A 17,628-nucleotide genomic window follows, 5' to 3' on the forward strand; every position below is an offset into this window, starting at 1 on the left:
GGTAGTAAGTATTATGGGATTTATACCACGCAAACAATATTTCTTCACCAATCTTGGTAAAAACACATTATATATTTATTTGCTTCACGGCTTTTTTATCAAGATATTCAGGGAAAGTCAAATCCAAAATTACTTTGAAAATCCTGAACACTTTATATTACTAGCGGGAATATCATTGCTACTCACTCTCCTGTTGTCTGACCAAGTCACTATTTCCTTTACTCAGCCATTAATTGAATTAAAACTGTCTCAATTAAAACTTCTTACAGCAAGAGTCGTCAGCATGATTAAGTTTTATCGTAACAAATTTCAAAGCAGATAAAAAAGGAGGTTCTGGTGCAAGAACCTTTTGATAATTTTTCTTAGTATTTGCACCAGAACCCTCTCAAGCGTTTTGTGCTTTTATTTTCTTAATTCAAACCAAAATTTACTCCCTTTACCAACAGCACTTTTTATGCCGAATTCAGCTTGGTGCATTTCAAGTATGCTTTTGACGATTGAAAGGCCTAATCCGTTGCTTATGATTGAACGCTTATGAGTTTTCGCCTTATAGTATCTATCCCAAATCAGGTCAAGCTCCTCACTTGAAATACCTTTTCCAGTATCGATTACTTCGAAGCGAACTCTACTTCCTAGATCGATTAAATTCACTTTAATTTCCTTCTCTTCTCTAATGTAGTTGATTGCATTGCCGATTAAGTTGTAGATTACTCGTTCCATACGCTGTTCATCTACTAATACATACAAATCATAATCAATATTAGCCCTTATTTCGAATCCTTCGAGCTTTGACAATGCTCCAAAGCGAAGCAAAATTTTCTTTAACGTTTCGCTCAAGTTGACATTTTTAATTTGTAGCGCTTCATTATTCGATTGAAGTATAGATAATTCTAAAATATTGTTAACAAGCGATGCTAAGCGATTACTTTCTTCGATATCTGCTGTATCGTAGTACAGGTTTGCTATTGTGTAATAGGCATTATTTTTGTTGTAAGCATCCAACTCCATATAATCAGCAAGTCTCATTTGAATTTTTGAAAAAATGTCGACATCGATCATATACTTTTTTTCATGTCGATTAAAAACTTCAATTGCCATCGTTAGTTCCTCCTAGTTATCAAAACGCTATGTTGCTTTAAATGTTCGTATTATTTCTTCTCTACCTGTTTATCAATAGGAAATTGAAATTCTAAAAAATAGGACATTTCGGTCTGCTGAGTTATTTGATAATTGTATTGTAAAAGGGTTAAGTGATAGGTATGTGATAGAAAAGTTTAGGTTATGTGAGAATTAAGAGGGAATTGTTTGATAACTGTATGCTTAAGAACCATCCTCATAAAGACAAATGCAAAAAAGCAGCAGTATATACCACTTCGGTACTTACTGCTGCTTTGTCTATATCATTCCAGCCATTCATTCAGAATTAAAATATTCTATTTTCCTTTTTGTTATTCTTATCTCAGGACCTCCTCCATTCATAACAGCATCAAATATTCCAATGCTACTTGTTATAAATGAAGTTGTCGCCCTATTAGCATTACCAAGTACGTGTGTAAGTGTGCCGATAATTCTATAGAAACGCCAGTAATGATTATAATGATTGAGGCTTGAGATAAAATTACGATTCTATATGATATACTATAACAATTTTAGATATGAATGGAACACAAAGATGATAAGCTCTGTAGAGTAAAGAAATCATCCTCATTTTGCGGCCTCGGCCTTTTTTCGAATGCTATTAACAAAGGTTACATTTTATCGGGCCTGCTGCCATTTTTACTTTAAAACACGCTCAGTCACACACTCCACATGTGATGTGACATTTGAAGAAAGAACCGTTGAAGCGCTGCTTAGATTTTTATCAATCAACTATAAGGTCTTTAAAACCACCTTTTAAAAGGAGGAATACTTTGAGGGAATTTAAACAGATTGAATGGATCATATGCCGTTTTCACTTCTCGAAGCCGGCTAAAATTCTCCCCATAGTACGCTCTTGGCCAATCTCTGATAAGTCGATCCGGCCAATTCACATAGTCACCCGTTGTATATGAAGATAAAGCGCTCCTTAACGCTTCTATCCAGCGGATGTTTTGCCGTTCTTCTGCAGGATTGTTCCATGTAGCAAGGTACTCTTGGGCGATAATGGCATCCCGGTAATAAAAAGCAGTCTTATTGGGGGCGATCCGTCCTGCTTCTCCTCCAAGGGATTGGTGCCAAATGCCAGAATGTTCATTTGGAGCATTTGCTAAAAATTGTTTCATTGTCAAAATCGCTTTCTTTGAAAAAGGCTTATTCAGAAAAGATCCTGACCTCTTACGGTAGTCTGGTCGGTTTCCACTCGGATCGTCAAAGAATTGCACAGCTTCAATATATGGGACTTCCTTTACCACAACATTTGTTGGTGAACCTGTATTGATTAAAGGCTGAAGAAGCTGTTTTAACTTGGATGACGTACCGACAAATTCACCTTGAGCGATAATTTGGTTGGCTTCCTTTGATTTTAATTCAATTTCTGAAGTTAGACGTACATCCGTGTTAGGCGCCCAATTTTGCCATGCATCAAATGCAGCTTCAAAATCTTCCCACCCCCATGTAATAGAGAACACTGACACCTTAGAAATAGAATGCACCCGGAATGTAAGAGACGTGACAATACCGAAGTTTCCGCCACCTCCTCCTCGACAAGCCCAAAATAGATCACTATTATGGTTTTTATTTGCTTTAATCAATTTAGCATCTACATGTCCACTCGCTCTTACCATTTCAATTTCAAGCAGATTGTCACAAGTAAGTCCAAACAATCGTGTTAACATTCCAATTCCGCCGCCAAGCGTAAGACCGACAAGACCTACACTGCTTTCCGTTCCTGCAGGGATAGTCGTGCCGTATTTCCATAATTCATTATATACTCGCCCTAAATTAGCTCCAGCTTCTATTTTTGCTGTCATTTCTTCACGATTGACAGTGATGTTACACATTTCGCTGATATCAATTACAAGACCACCATTTACTAATGAAAAATTTTCATAGCTATGCCGGCCGCTTCTCACTCGAAATGGTATACGGTTTTCCCTCACCCACTTCAATGCATTTAATACATCCTTAACATTCTGACAAAATACAATTAACCTTGGGAATTTTGGGACGCTTAAGTTATTATTTGTTCTTGCCTGCTCATATTCAGAATCATCAGGTGTAACAATTCTCCCGGTAAGCTTTGTCTTTTCCAACATATAACCCCTTTCTCAAACGATGTATAAAGGATGTTATATACTATGGAGAACTTCAGGAAAAGACACTTGCTTTTCTAGGAGAGGAATAAGGGACCAAAATCTCTCAAAAGTTCTCTGAACAAAAGCAATATCCATGTAGCGGACGAATAGAATCCTTCATTTACAGGTTTGTTCAAGAAGAAAATAATTTAACGAAAATTATGTTGGACATTAATTCTTTACAATTAAAAATAGACCTCAAAACCCTGCATTATTAATTCAGGATATTGAGGTCTACTATAAACTGTACACGATTTTACAAGATTTTTAAAATTGAACTGTTGTACTTCTTAAACTGGCCGAGATACTGTTTGAGTATGTCTAACCCTATTTGTAACTCATCTAACGAATTTGTTGAGGAAAGCGCTATACGTAAATAATGATTCTTAGTCGTGAATCCACTCATAAAGCGATCTAAATGGAAAACACGTACTCCATAACTTTTTAAATCTGCTTCGATTTGTGAAGCAGTTAAATGCTTCACAATCGGTAGCCAGCGATAAAAACTAAGTGAATGTTCGCCCGCATTTTTTCCTGGAAAATAGTTCGAATAAATGTCATTCGCCATTTGTGCCAGCTGTTGCTTTTGGTTAGCAATCTTATAAGTTATTCCAGAGAGAATCAATTCGGTAATCACTGCTGCATCTAACGAAGAAGTTTTAATATTTATTGTAAATATAGACTGTAAAATCCGATTGCGGAAGGCATCACCATACACCATATAGGCTACACGTAAACCAGAGCAAATCGACTTAGAGGTACCACAAATATACACAGTTTGCTCCGGTAATAAGCTAAACATTGGCTGTTTGTAATGCTTTTCAAGTTCCTCTGCTAGCATCCCACACGCATCTCCAGCAATTGGTACAGAGCATTTTGAGCACCAGACACAATTGCCGTATTCTCTTGGTTTGCATGAATACCAAATGACTTCATCCAGTTTAAACCCGCTGCTTTTTGATGTGGAATACCCGTTGGATCATTGTAATTGAGTAGTTGAGATGTATAACTTTTATTCACTACTTTTTGCATCACATCTACTACAAGTTCATTCGATTGCTCAAAGGAAGCGACAAAGCCAAAACACAGCGGAGACTGACCCCATTGTCTATTAGACATTTTGATTTTAGCTTTATCAGCCTCAGGTGTTATACCTTTCTACTTATCTATTTAATTGTTTCACTTTTACAGGCTTTTTTTCCTTGCTTACTTTGATGATTTGTCCGATAATACTGATGGCAATTTCTTCTGATGTTTCCGAGCCAATTTCCAATCCGATTGGAGAATGGACCTGCTCCAACTGTTCTTGCGTGACCCCTTCACTTTTTAACTTTTCAAATATGCTTATGACCTTGCGTTTACTGGCGACCATCCCAACATATGCAATCGGAAATTGCAGTGCCGTTTTTAATACAATATCATCACAATCTTTTGTAACAATTACCACATATGACTTTTCATTTAGATTGGCTGCGAGCAAAGCCTTTCCAATATCCTCGTTCACAAAAAGGTTTGTCGCATTAGGAAAGCGTTCCTTCGTACAATAACCAACGCGATCATCGACAATGCAATAAGGATATTCGAGGAAATCAGCGAGCTTTGCCAACGCATAGCCTAAATGACCGGCTCCAGCCAGAACGAGTTCAGGCCTGCTTGTATAGACTTCAATAAAGACCCGTAACGTGCCGCCACAATTCATCTGAATTCCGTCTTTTGCATGTTTATTCAATTTATATTCAACGATTTTCGATTGGCCATCTTGGATCGCCTTTACACTATCTTCGATCACATAGTGTTCAGCCAAGCCCCCTCCGACAGTTCCTTCAATGGTACCATCCCGGTAGACAATCATTTTTCCAACATGCCTGGGAGTCGAGCCCTTTGATTCGATAATCATGGCTAAAGCAAAGGTTTCGTTTTGACGCGTCAGCATGGCCACTTTTTCCATCAGCAGCATGAAAAGCTCCCCCCTATTTTTAAACATTAATTCGGTTGATATTGCTTCATGCTAAGAAAATAACGTAAAAGATGTAACGCAACGGTTTTTCTGTAAGCCGCAGTGGAGCGTTGATCGTCGATTGGTCTAATGATCTTATCGAAGGCTGCCACAATTGCAGCGATGTCTGCATCGGCTAATGGTATCGTTTTTCCAACCAGCTTCGTCTCAATATCAATGGAACGAACCATCGTAGGTCCGACCGCCCCGAAGGCAAATCGAATGTCATCGATTCGATCTTTGCTTATCCGGACAAAACCCGCAAACGATACTTTGGCAATGGCATCTGCGTTACGGTTGCCGACTTTCTCGAAAACGACATGTGAATCTTCTAATACGGACGGCAGAATAATCTCCGTTACTATTTCATTGTGAAAGCGTTGAACCCGTCGTGGACCTTGAATAAAATCGCTAATCGCAACCATGCGATCACCATTTACGGAGCGCAACAGAAGCTTTGCATTGTATACATATAATAAAGGAAGCATGTCACCGGCTGGAGAGGCGTTGCAAATATTACCGCCTAATGTTCCCCTGTTTCTAATTGCCGGGGCAGCAATTGTTTTAATTGCATTCTTTAAAGCAAAAGGAATCAACGGATGTTCAAGTAATTCACTATAGGTACAGCAGGCCCCGATGTGGAGATCCTTGTGATGTTGATACACCTGCTTTAATTCGGAAAGATGATTAATAAAAACAATCGGTTTAGGGATTTTCGGAGGTACTCCCCTTCTACTTTTGTGAAGAACCATAACATCGGTGCCTCCGGCTATGATTGCACAATCTTCTCTATTCAATTGGCTCAACGTTTCGTCTAAACGCTCGAAGCGATACGCTGTTATTTTCTCTACCATAAGCCATCACCTTTTTTAGCTGCTAGGTTAATCGCCTCAACAATCATATTGTAGCCCGTACATCGGCACAGATTTCCGGAGATGCCTTCACGAATTTCAGCCTCTGAAGGATGAGGATTTTTAGATAACAAAGCTGCACTTGCCATAATCATCCCCGGAATGCAATAGCCGCATTGCACTCCCCCGGCGATGGAATAGCTCTCATCTAAAATTTTAAATTGTTCCGTTTCAATGATGCCTTCGATCGTTTGAATATCGGCACCAGCAATCGAGCCAATTGGAATAAGGCAGCTGTTTTGCAGGAGGTTATTCACAAAAACACTGCAGGCTCCGCACTCCCCTTCACCACAGCCTTCCTTTGTTCCGATTAACTCAAACTCATCTCTTAATAAATCTAGTAATCTTGCTGTAGCAGGGGCGTCAGTTTCTACCGTTCTTCCATTTAGTGTGAATTTAATCAACCCTCTTCACCTTCTTTCATCCAAAGACTTTCAATAATGACTTCCGGTGTAATCGGAATTTGCTGAAAAGAAGTTTGCAGGGCATCCTCGATCGCAGCTTGGACTGCTGGAGCGCCTCCGATTAAAGTCAATTCACCTGCGCCCTTCGCCCCGTATGGACCGTCAGCATAGGGGTTATCAAAGACCTTGCTTTCGATTGAAACAACATCCAATGAAGTCGGCGGTCCATAATCCGATATGCTTTTTTGTTGGATTCTACCTTGCTTTGACGTCATCTTTTCTAAATAACCGTATGCTAGCCCTTGAGCCAAACCACCGTCAATTTGGCCTTTCATAATCCGTTCATCGATGACCTTCCCAACTTCATAATTGCCGTATACTTTTTCTAACTTTATATTTCCTGTTAACGTATCAACTTCTACTTCAACGATATTAACGCCCCATGAATAAGCCGGGTAGGCATCTCCAGTGAAGGTTTTCTCGTCCCAAGGAATCATTTCACGGTGAACATAGTGCTCAACTACTTCCTGTTCCACCCCTGTTTGCCACTGATCCTTAAGTTTTTTTGCGGCCCGTTCAAGCAATTTTCCGACAATCATCGTCGTCCTGGAAGCTACTGTCGGACCCGAGTCGGGAACCTCTTTTGTGTCGGGATAAGGGTACAAAATATCTTCGAACGGGAGGTCAAGTTCTTTGGCGACAATTTTACACAACGTCGTCAAAATACCTTGTCCCATATCAGAGTTTGAGATTTTTAGCATAACCTTGCCGTCCTTTGATTTAACCAGCTTCACCGTTGCTTTAATATGGTCTCTTTCGCCGCTGCCTGTAAATCCACAGCCGTGGAGGAACAGCGAAGTTCCTATGCCTTTTTTATAGCGCTGATTTTGTTGATTTAAGCGTTGAAAGTCTTCTTTTTTCTTTTTGTATTCTGACACGTTGAGTACGTCCTCAATCATTTCTTCCACTAATATCGGGTCGCGGAATTTACCTTTGGTGATGGTGAGGTCTCCTTGTTTGACGAGGTATTTTCGTTTATATTCAAGCGGGTCGATTTTTGCCAGTTTACTAAGATGTCCAATATGACTTTCGATTCCGGCAAAGCTTTGTGGAGCACCAAAGCCTCTGAAGGCGCCGTTCGGAACGGTATTGGTTTTTAAGACATAGCCTTTTGCATGAAAATGCGGAATTTTATAAACACCGGCACTGTTTATTAATGCGCGCTGCAGCACGACAGAGCTCAATCCCACATTCGCCCCTCCATCGAGAAAGATGTCAACACACATGCTCACAATATTTCCTTCCTTATCAAGGGCCGTTCGATATATGAGTTTGGCCGGATGTCTTTTCGTCGTAACCAGCATATCCTCAGAACGGTCGAACACGAGCATTACCGATTTTTTGACTGCTCTTGCGGCAACGGCTACGTGACAAGCCATCATCGAAGGATAATCTTCTTTGCCGCCAAAACCTCCACCGGTAGGACTTTGAACAACTCTGACTTCATCGTCACCACAGGCTAATGCGCTTAGCAATGCATTTTTTATATAATAAAGACATTGCATCGATCCCTGGACGACAATTTCATCATCCTTATAAACGGCGAGCATTCCTTGCGGCTCAAGGTAGACATGCTCCTGATAACCCGTATCATATTCTTCTTCGATGATTTGATGGGCTCCCTGCTCGATAGCTGAAATGTTCTCTAAGCTTTCCCCAAATTCATAGCTTGCCAAAACTAAGGATACTGATTTTTCCTTGATTGCTTCGTCCAATGTATAGATAGCCTGATGTTCTTCAAATTCAACCTTCACTTCATTTAACAAACTGTACAGGATATCCAGGTCTTTGCCAGTGAGCATGAGAATCGGCTCACCAATATAATTGACCCACTCATTGGCAAAAATGGGCTGATCTTCTTTGATAATTTTGACATAATTCGGTCCGGGGATATGCTCTGCTCCAACAGCTTCATACCCTTCCGGAAGGTTAGGTAATTGAATGGATATGATTTTTCCATAAGCAATTGGCGACCGATACAAAACACCATAAACCATATTTTCCACTTTCACGTCACTAATATAGGGCAACTGGCCCGATACTTTACCTTTATGGTCCTTTTTGGGCACTGAGGTGCTTATGTCTTTGAGATTCATTGCAACAACACCCTTCGACTCATTTTTTTAAGGGACATATTCTGAATAGAAACCTCTTCCTACGATTTTATCAATGAGAATGATTTTTTATGATTCATTTCTATTCAAGATTTTCGTAGTTTTTAATTATATTTTTACTTCGAGAAATTTAAAGCTTTGTCATAATCAATGGCTTTTCGGTAATCCTCCGGCGTATCAATATCCATTAATACTCCCGCATCATCTACATTCATGTATTGCTTTTCGTAACCGCCCAGGACCACACGCAAATTACTTTCTGGATTGGTTTCGAGAATTTTCTGTTTCACTTCGCTTGATAATTTGATGGGATGGCCGCCTTTATAGTCAAAGCTGGGAATAACCACGTTTCCTTTGTGTTTTGCTAGTAGCTGAACAGTCTCTTTTTTAACAAGCGGACAATCTCCGGGTGTTATAAAGAAGGTTGGGGCATTTACTTCGTTGCAGCCCTTTTGAATGGAATGAAACATTCCCTGATTAAAGTTTTCATTATAAACAAACTTGATCTGAAATGAATAGGCATTTTTACTGATGATTTTGGCAATTTCCTCTTGGATGATTTCCGCTTGAAACCCAGCTACGACGATGGCCCTGCTGCATAATCCTTCAAATTTAGAGATTGTTTGCTCCAACACGCTCATTTGCCCCATCGGCAAAGTCATTTTAAATGCATTCGCTCGGCTGGAATATCCAGCAGCTAGGACGATTGCTTCCATGTTTGTCACCTTCTACCTATCATTTTTCTTAATTCTCACAATAAAAGCCAAGTGGAGTAAGGATTTGTTGTATGGACTATTAAGAGATCATTGATTGTTTATACTTTAAATTTTAATTAAAGAATCTGGATAGTGTTTTTTCCTTATATGCATAAAAGCCCCATTATATTACTTATGGTACGCTTCACCGCACCAGTTACAGCAATTGTTTTACTTTTCATTTATCTCACTAAAAAATTGAAAACTAGGCTTAAAGCCTTTTTATAATGTAGGTGTTCGTCTGTTCTCAACTACATATTAATGAAGTATGATGAACAAAGGAAAGAGAAAAATTCAACAAAACAGGTCTTGGAGGACTTGATTGCTCATGGTAAGTTTTCCTCTGCACAACTTGATTGATATATTCGATCAATTGCTTTCAGTCATTATAAAAGGGAGTTTAGTGGAGGGGGGATAATGTGCAAGAGATACTTACCACCTTAGAATCTGACAAACGTCGATTAATTAGGCCTCAGAGCATTTTCATCATGTAAGTCACAAAGAAACTATCCTAATTTCATAAGAGGCTAGGACAATAATTCAACCCCATTACCCAAAATCAACCTCAACATGTAGTGAAATCATTAGATTCTGTGTTTGTTAAAAAGACTATTTGTTTAATCCTTTCCTATTGGATACAGAAAATGTAGTTATTTATTTAGGAATTTATTCATAGATTTATATTTAAACGCTGGGGGGTATATCTTTGAAGAAACTATTAAGTTGGTTATGTATTATTGGCGGATTCTTTTGGGCTGTCAAGCCTATCTATGATGCCTTATTTAATGGAAAAAGATGGGGCGAAGGGTATGAACCACAAGATCCAACCGATTATATTTCCTTTATCTTTCCACTTCTTTGTATAGGCGGACTAATAGTGGTCTACTCGCTATATAAAAAAGAAGTTAGGAATTCAATTATGATATTAATTTCATCCGCCGTTTTAAGCGGATTATTTAGCTTTTCGGAAATTTACCTTTATGGGTCTGACTTACCATTCGGGCTTATTTTTATGCTCACGGGGACAATGTGTATGATGATTGGTTCCATTTATCTATTCATACAATTAAAAAAAGTAAGAAGTTCAACTTTGTTTTTGTCCTCGACAGCTATCACTTTATTTTTAGATAACTTTCTATTGGTTGCCCTTGGTATACTTTCAGATGTTTTAGTTTTGCCAGAAGAAATTTCGACTCCAATCTTAGTCATACTGTTCGTTTCTATCGGACTTATATGGTCAGTTTTTGGCTTTGCTATATTAAGGCTAGCAAAACTTGACACTATTAATATTCAAAAATAACCAACTTCAATGCGTAATAGCGCAAGTATAAAACCCTATTAGTTTAAGCCATAGGAGTATAAGTTTGTTTATTGTGAAACATTGGACACATGCGATTATTTTAGCAAAAGAATTTGGATTTAATTGATGATGTACACACGAGATGCAATATACTGTTTTAAACAGAATATTGCATCCTGTTTTCCCTTTTCCTTGAAGTGTTAATTCTTTAAAGAGACATAAAAATTCCCCTCAAAAAACCGCACCTATTTATGGGACGGTTCACCGTGATGAATATAAGTGAGGTTTGCAAAGTTTAAATTTAGCTTTCTTAAATACCACTAAAATTACGATATCACCAATCTAATATTTTATATTTCTTGAAAGTCGGTATCAAAATTCAAAACCTCCATTCTCAAGCTCATCGAAGGTTTTATTTAACCATTCAGCAAACTTCTCTTTCTCTTCAAACTGTGGATAATGAGCTGACTCTTCAAAAACAATAAACTCTTTCATAGGTGCTTTCATGCTATCATAATAATTTTTTGCAGCATTAACAGACGTCATATAATCGAATTTCCCCATTATAAAATAAACTCGCAAATCCACTTGATCAACAATCTCCGAAATATTATGCTTTGATCCCTCGTTCAGTAATGCTTCTTGTGTAACATTAATCCCTCTTAAATAACGAACTATATCAAGCCCATTATATTCAGAGTTAAAAAGAAAGCCTTTTAGATAATCTGTATTATCATTAATACGTCTTGCCGCACCACCATATTTACGTACGAGATTTCTTGGTGTCCACTCTTCCCCTTGTTCAATCAATGGTTGAAGTTGCATTAATCTCTCTACATCATCCCAATTTCCTGCTAGTTTTGCTTGTTCCATTGTAAATTCCAAACTGTCCAACTCACTTTGAATCACATCAGCTACTTGCCCAATTCCTATATACGCATAATATTTCTCGGGTGCTTTAGCGACAGCTTTCATTCCAATATAAGTACCAAATGAATGCCCAATTAATAAAACCTTTTCTTGGTTAAGCCTCTCCGTAATGTAATCAGTTAATGCCAGCAAATCTTCAACTAGCAAGTCCGTGTTTAAATTTGAGTAGTCTTCAAAAAAATGATAAGATTTTCCACTTCCACGCTGATCATAATGTACAATCGTAAATTGATTTTCAAGGTCTTCTTGGTATTTTCTTACGAATGGAATTTCGGAGCACGCTGGGCCACCATGAACAAAGATAAGAATTGGATTGTTGGAATCTACTCCGCGAATCATTATTTCATGTTCTGTCCCATTAATTTTAATCTGTTCCATCGTACTTATGCTTTGCTCTCCTTCAATACGTGGTGTCCATGTAGGAAAAAATACACCTAGTAAAACAATGAACAAAGTAATTAATAAACTAAACCTAAATACTTTAGTCGTATTCCTTTGCATTCGATTTTTCACCTCGGCATAGCCATAAAATCTAATTATTGTTATCACCCAGAAAAAACTAAAGCTCTTATAAGTTCTCAACGTTGGCTTGCTTTTAATTCAGACCCAGTCATTATGTATTCCCCAATAGTATCCTTTAAACAATTCGTTAAAAATTTGGAAAAAACCTTTGAAACAAACAATAAAACCACCCAAAACGCTGTTATTTCAACGTTTTAGGTGGTCTTTTTTAAACCTCAATTACTTATGATACGGTTCAGTTCGATTAATCCAAAACACCATGCCTATCCATCCGCTCTACAAAACTTACCTAATCTTCCTTATAAATTACTCATAAGTAGATTTCCGATAAACGTTTTGCTCCTTTGGTCAAGCCGCAGGATTTAATTTCTTTGTACCATTATTTCTAATGCGTACAATCGGTTTCTTGTGACTTGTTGTAAACAAATCATACCTTACCGCATAGGTGGTTGTATCGAGAATCCACTCTGCCACCCAGTCTGAGCCAGACAATATAGATGTTTTTTTAGCGATATTAATGGCGCTATTTACATCGCGAACGATAGTATGTTCGCAAATTACACAAGTAAAAGAACGAACCTCCGGTTCTTTCTTTTCTTTATGACCGCAAACACAACATTCTTTGGTTGTGTTTTTTTCATCCACGATTACACATTGTTTCCCACGTTTAGCAGCGACCCATTTTAAGATTTTACGAAGCTCGCCAATGTGGTCTTGATTCAACATACTTCGTTTCATATTATCTAAAGAGGCTGTATCATTGGTTGGCGTATAATCGCCAATGAGAACCACATTATATTGATCAAGCAACCAATGAGACATACTATATAACGCGACTTTAATCTGTTCTCGTCGTGTATGATAGGCTTTATTCAAAGCTCGATTATAGCGATTCCATCGTATGCTTGGCTCCCAATATGAATTTCCGTATGTCGTTATGCCTTTCCTCGATTTTCGATTACATACATCTCTTTTGCTTTTGATTTCATCGATTTTTCTATCCCAATACTTTGTTTGATATAATTTGTTCATTTCGTAAGAAATACCTTGATAATCTACAGCTACAAAGAAGTTTTTATGATTGGGATCTAAGCTTACCCATCTTGTTCCCTCCGGGAACGCAGGATATTCTGTTTTAGCTTTTTTCTTTTTCTGCTTTTTAGGCTTAGGAATTTCTAATCCCAACGCTTTTAAACGCTCGCGTTCTTCTTTTTCTTGTTGTTTGCATTCTTTCTCTTCTTGTTTTTTAGCTAGAATGAACGCTTTTTCTCCATTTGCATATCGTTCAATCGTGAAAATGCCGTAGAATCGATTTCCTTGCTGCTTGCATACGCGAAAAGTTTTAATCTCTTCGCATTCTCTAAGAGAAAAGGATTCTTTTAAAGAACCGGATATTCTGATTTGTTGACCTTTATCATTTTTGCCAAATGAAATTTGAATCGTCTTTGAATCTAGTAACTTAAATCCTTTGTTTGGTTCGTCAAAATAAAGAGAGAACCATTTTTCTTTCCAACTTCGAAACTTAGGATAAGCATTTTGTTTCGTAAAAAAACGGTCATATGCGTCTTTTAAACGTAAAGCCGTATTCTTTAACGGAGACGAATGAACCGTCCGAAGGAACGGATGACTTTCTTTCATATTAGTTGCATAATCACGTAAACTTCTACCTTTTAATAGCTCTAAAGGGGACCCTTTTTCATAATCGTCTCTCGCAGCTTGTACGAGTTGATTATACAACCAATTGCAGATTTTGCTTTGGCCGTCCAATGAATGTTCATCTTCTTTTTTAAAAAACATTTCAATCTTACGATTAAATACCAAACTCACTATTTCCACCTCCTTCTATACGAACAAATGATCCCATTTATATTTTACGATAAGCTTACCAACAGTTCAATGCCTATAATTCAAAAAAACTTGCTCAATGAAAAATAAAATTGAGCAAGTTTAACTATATTTAAAGAAGCTGTTTTTTAGCCCCTCTGCTTAATGTTTTCCTTCAACGTGTCAACATTTATTAGGTTAATAGGTATTACTCTTTCAACATGGCACTTTAGAATTGGGGACAGCCTGGGGACACAAATAAACAAACTGTCCCCAACCACTCCCTACTAAATCCAACATACTAAAAAATCAAGCCCGTTATATCAATATTCTCAAGCTCAATCTGTTATAATCCGAAACCACGTCTATCTCTGGCAGCTTAGAGGTCACTCCTTGTATTCCAAATGCTTAGCACAGATAGCCAAGTATATATTCAGTTACTGCTACACTTATATACCTTCATAACACTAAAGAGCCTTTCTAAATGAAAAGGCTCTTTACCTCACTGTTACATTTCTTATTAATCTTTCCTTACAAGTAGTGAACAGCACTCTACATGTCCAGATTGTATGTGGCAACACATGGGATGTTGGTGAGTCTTTTGTGAGCTATAATTAATGCTGTTATAATGAATTGGTATATTTTATTATGATATTGAATTATCCATAAGAATAGCCAGAGAAGCGGAAATGCCTGAGGTTGAGAAATACATACAAAATTCGACAAAAGATAGGTATAGAGGGTTACCAAAGTAGTCCCTTGAATTAGAAAAAACCGACTGTGTTATTTAAAACAGCCGGTTTTGTTTCGGTGATTGATTATTTCAATAGCTTCTTTCGCCAATTGAGGCTTTGTTGCTCGATTCTTCTACCATGTTTCTTACATCAGCCCCAGATGGATTCTGGAATACTCTAAGTCCAAACTCTGGCGCCACAGCAAATAGATGGTCGAAGATATCAGATTGCACAGATTCATACACTGCCCACTGTACGGAATTTGTAAATACATAAATTTCTAGAGGCAACCCGTATTCACTATGTGCTAACTGTCTAACTATTAAGGGCATATCCTGATTGATTCCATCGTGATTTTTGAGGTAATTACTGATATATGCCCTAAAAACACCGATATTGGTAAGGGCCCTACCATTCACAGGATTGTTCCTATCTATTTCATTTTTGGTGTTGTACTCAGTGATTTCCCTTTCCTTTTGAATAATGTAGTCCGAAAGGTAATGAACTTTTATAAATTTTTCAATCATTTCCTCGGTGCAAAACGTGATACTACTGGTATCTATGTACAAAGAGCGCTTGATTCGTCGGCCGCCTGAACCTTGCATTCCTCTCCAGTTTCTAAATGAATCGGAAATAAGGGCATAACTTGGTATCATCGTAATCGTTTTGTCTCCATTTTGAACCTGTACGGTATTTAAAGAAATATCAATAACGTCACCATCTGCTCCATACTTTGGCATTTCAATCCAGTCACCAACCCGAACCATATCATTGGACGTCAACTGAATTCCTGCCACTAGTCCTAATAACGAATCTTTAAATACTAACATCAAAACAGCCGAGAGAGCACCAATACCACTTAATAGAATAAGAGGACTCTTCCCCATTAGGTTCGAGATAACTAAGATGAACCCGAGAGTCATGATAATAATGTTAACCACCTGAATATATCCTTTAATAGGCTTAACCTTGGATATTTCAAAGGTTTGATAAATATCATTACATACATTTAGTAAGCTTCGTATAAACACTAACCCTACAATAATCGTATAGGCAATGGCCAATTTCTCGATGGTTGATTGATAGGTTGGAAAGGTTGAAGAAAACGAATAAATAATGATTGCAGGAACAATATGGGATAACTTTCGGAAAATTTGTCTTTCCAAAATGATTGGACCCCACTTGATTTTGGAGTTTGTAACGATACGAGTAATGATCCTGATCACTATTTTTTTTGAAATAAAATTTGCTACGATACAGATAAGTCCTATAAGCAGAGTCTTGATTATAATCGAAAGGTATTCTACTAATTTAGGATCTAGTTCCATATCCAAAAGTAGATTATTAATGAATTGCATCTGTTCTCCTCCGTTTTAATTTGCATCATAAGCAACTTTACGGGTAAAGTATCTAAACTGTCAATTCCTACTTTATCAATAACGAAAAAACGGTACCTTAGCCCCTGAGTTGTAACGCTTCCGTTTACTGGGGTCAGTCAAATAGAAGTGTTCTACGTTGCAGGAAACGTTAAAAGGCAACACCCCACAAGGGTTTAAATGAGTTGCGAGATACACTCAACGTGTGTCGAGTACTGGTCACTACTTCAATTTACAGAAAAAGGGTTAGAGAAACAGTAATGGATAATAAGATCCTTGTTTTCTTTTACCTCTATTTTGTAAATAAGTTTATGAAGTAACTCTGGTGTTATATCTTTTATATCTATGAGCTTTTTTAACTCATGTTGGACTTTTTGAAGCATCTCTGTATTTTTTGCGTACTGCTTCAGCATATCTTTCTTTTGAAGTATTTCTGATTGTAACTCTTTAATTACTTTTCTATTTTCATTAACCGCTTCATCGTAATCAACTTTTTCTATCACTTCATTTGCTAATAACTTTAGGAATTTCTTGTTTTCCTCTTTCAACTCTGTAATCTTATTTTCCTTGGTTTCTATTTCTTTATAAAATAATTGTTCTTGTTGCTTAATTTTAGGCTGTACCTTTTTAAGTAAATCCTTTTCATCCACATCAGAAGGAAAAGAATCAATATATTCCACCATCTATTTACTACCTTTCTAGCTAGTTTTGTATTATAAATTCACATTAATATAGAGATTCTTTCATATTCTTTTTTATATTCTTTAAGAAATACTTCTTCCGGAAAGGATTTAGTGAGCATTGAATTATTTATAGAAGATGACATCAGAAACTAAGGGAAATGCATTCAAAATGCTTTATTTACGATGGATGGATATCATGGGATTATAGATTAACCTTTACGTTTCCCCAAAGCCATCACACCTGTAGCTTCTATTATTCAATCGAATCGAGAGTTGTATGATTTTGAAAACCTATGTGTCCCAAAGTTTATCCAATTCACGTACTTGATTATATGCTTTTAATAGATATTCGGGTACCAGTGTTCTTCCACATTCCCAAGAATTCTCTTCGATTTCTGCTAAAAGCTGTTCCTTTTCTTCTTCTTTACCATAAATGAGAGTCTTTAAAACTCGTGTATTTTTCTTAAATTCTAAATAATAACCGAGCTGATGATAAAGAATAATTTTCACAAAGTTTTCATCTGTTTCTTTAATTTTAAAGTTAATTTTAGCGTTATATCCGTTAATTTGTATGTAGTTAAACTTTATCGTATTTGTCGAAACGTTATAACTCATCGGTGCAGTGAGTTTATTGTTGAATTCAACATTTATATTTAGTTTGAGCTCTTGTAATATATTTTTAATTATCTTCTCAATATCCCATATATAAAGCATTTTTCTTTACCCTTCCTAAAAAACATTTTTAAC

The 17,628-nt window shown here is 37.2% G+C and carries 15 protein-coding genes and 1 pseudogene; 2 read left to right on the plus strand and 14 right to left on the minus strand.

From position 1 onward, the window contains the following. Positions 1 to 322, plus strand: a pseudogene (locus tag V7068_RS05570) (acyltransferase family protein); the annotation flags it as partial. An 80-nt stretch (positions 323 to 402) separates the two neighbouring features. Here V7068_RS05570 and V7068_RS05575 read toward each other — a convergent pair. The 9 genes from V7068_RS05575 to V7068_RS05615 all read right to left on the minus strand — a co-directional run bounded on the left by V7068_RS05575 (position 403) and on the right by V7068_RS05615 (position 9,473). Next, on the minus strand, positions 403 to 1,098 hold the full coding sequence (locus V7068_RS05575; protein WP_499711457.1) for a sensor histidine kinase: 696 nt from the start codon (positions 1,096 to 1,098) through the stop codon (positions 403 to 405). A 782-nt stretch (positions 1,099 to 1,880) separates the two neighbouring features. After that, entirely contained in the window at positions 1,881 to 3,230 is a 1,350-nt protein-coding gene (locus V7068_RS05580) for an FAD-binding oxidoreductase (RefSeq protein WP_499711459.1), read from the minus strand. Between the two features lie 298 nt (positions 3,231 to 3,528). Continuing rightward, positions 3,529 to 4,113 carry an aminotransferase-like domain-containing protein gene (locus V7068_RS05585; RefSeq protein WP_499711460.1) on the minus strand — a complete coding sequence of 195 codons (585 nt, stop codon included), beginning with the start codon at positions 4,111 to 4,113 and terminating at the stop codon, positions 3,529 to 3,531. Continuing rightward, positions 4,107 to 4,391, minus strand: a complete 285-nt coding sequence (locus tag V7068_RS05590; RefSeq protein ID WP_499711461.1) for a hypothetical protein — start codon at positions 4,389 to 4,391, stop codon at positions 4,107 to 4,109. Before V7068_RS05590 ends, V7068_RS05585 begins: the two co-directional genes overlap by 7 nt. A 43-nt stretch (positions 4,392 to 4,434) precedes the next feature. Continuing rightward, positions 4,435 to 5,229 carry an XdhC family protein gene (locus V7068_RS05595; protein WP_499711462.1) on the minus strand — a complete coding sequence of 265 codons (795 nt, stop codon included), beginning with the start codon at positions 5,227 to 5,229 and terminating at the stop codon, positions 4,435 to 4,437. 26 nt (positions 5,230 to 5,255) lie between these two features. Further along, a complete protein-coding gene (locus V7068_RS05600; protein ID WP_499711464.1) occupies positions 5,256 to 6,122 on the minus strand; it encodes an FAD binding domain-containing protein in 867 nt (288 codons plus the stop codon). Further along, the gene (locus tag V7068_RS05605; protein ID WP_098175203.1) at positions 6,116 to 6,583 is read right to left on the minus strand and encodes a (2Fe-2S)-binding protein; all 468 of its coding nucleotides are present in this window, start codon (positions 6,581 to 6,583) and stop codon (positions 6,116 to 6,118) included. Before V7068_RS05605 ends, V7068_RS05600 begins: the two co-directional genes overlap by 7 nt. Further along, complete coding sequence (locus V7068_RS05610; RefSeq protein WP_499711466.1) at positions 6,580 to 8,739, minus strand: xanthine dehydrogenase family protein molybdopterin-binding subunit; 2,160 nt, start codon at positions 8,737 to 8,739, stop codon at positions 6,580 to 6,582. The genes V7068_RS05605 and V7068_RS05610 overlap by 4 nt, the downstream gene beginning before the upstream one ends. Positions 8,740 to 8,873: 134 nt before the next feature. Then, positions 8,874 to 9,473, minus strand: coding sequence for a nucleotidyltransferase family protein (locus tag V7068_RS05615; RefSeq protein WP_499711468.1), 600 nt, complete (start codon positions 9,471 to 9,473; stop codon positions 8,874 to 8,876). A gap of 745 nt (positions 9,474 to 10,218) precedes the next feature. Between V7068_RS05615 and V7068_RS05620 the strand changes: the two genes are divergently transcribed. Beyond that, the gene (locus V7068_RS05620; protein ID WP_499711469.1) at positions 10,219 to 10,812 is read left to right on the plus strand and encodes a hypothetical protein; all 594 of its coding nucleotides are present in this window, start codon (positions 10,219 to 10,221) and stop codon (positions 10,810 to 10,812) included. A gap of 372 nt (positions 10,813 to 11,184) precedes the next feature. Here the strand turns inward: V7068_RS05620 and V7068_RS05625 are convergent, their stop codons facing one another. From V7068_RS05625 to V7068_RS05645, 5 genes are all read right to left on the minus strand, one after another. Next, positions 11,185 to 12,243 (minus strand): alpha/beta fold hydrolase, encoded by a 1,059-nt coding sequence (locus tag V7068_RS05625; RefSeq protein ID WP_499711471.1) that lies wholly within the window; start codon positions 12,241 to 12,243, stop codon positions 11,185 to 11,187. A gap of 369 nt (positions 12,244 to 12,612) precedes the next feature. After that, complete coding sequence (locus tag V7068_RS05630; protein WP_499711473.1) at positions 12,613 to 14,091, minus strand: RNA-guided endonuclease InsQ/TnpB family protein; 1,479 nt, start codon at positions 14,089 to 14,091, stop codon at positions 12,613 to 12,615. 820 nt (positions 14,092 to 14,911) lie between these two features. Beyond that, positions 14,912 to 16,180: a mechanosensitive ion channel family protein gene (locus tag V7068_RS05635; protein WP_499711475.1), complete on the minus strand. Its 1,269-nt coding sequence runs from the start codon at positions 16,178 to 16,180 to the stop codon at positions 14,912 to 14,914. A gap of 245 nt (positions 16,181 to 16,425) precedes the next feature. Beyond that, positions 16,426 to 16,881, minus strand: a complete 456-nt coding sequence (locus V7068_RS05640) for a hypothetical protein (RefSeq protein WP_499711476.1) — start codon at positions 16,879 to 16,881, stop codon at positions 16,426 to 16,428. A gap of 291 nt (positions 16,882 to 17,172) precedes the next feature. Continuing rightward, on the minus strand, positions 17,173 to 17,595 hold the full coding sequence (locus tag V7068_RS05645) for a hypothetical protein (RefSeq protein ID WP_499711477.1): 423 nt from the start codon (positions 17,593 to 17,595) through the stop codon (positions 17,173 to 17,175). Between the last annotated feature and the right edge of the window lie 33 nt (positions 17,596 to 17,628).

The sequence above is a fragment of the Bacillus sp. JJ634 genome (assembly GCF_036962285.1).
Lineage (GTDB): Bacteria > Bacillota > Bacilli > Bacillales > DSM-1321 > Peribacillus > Peribacillus asahii_A.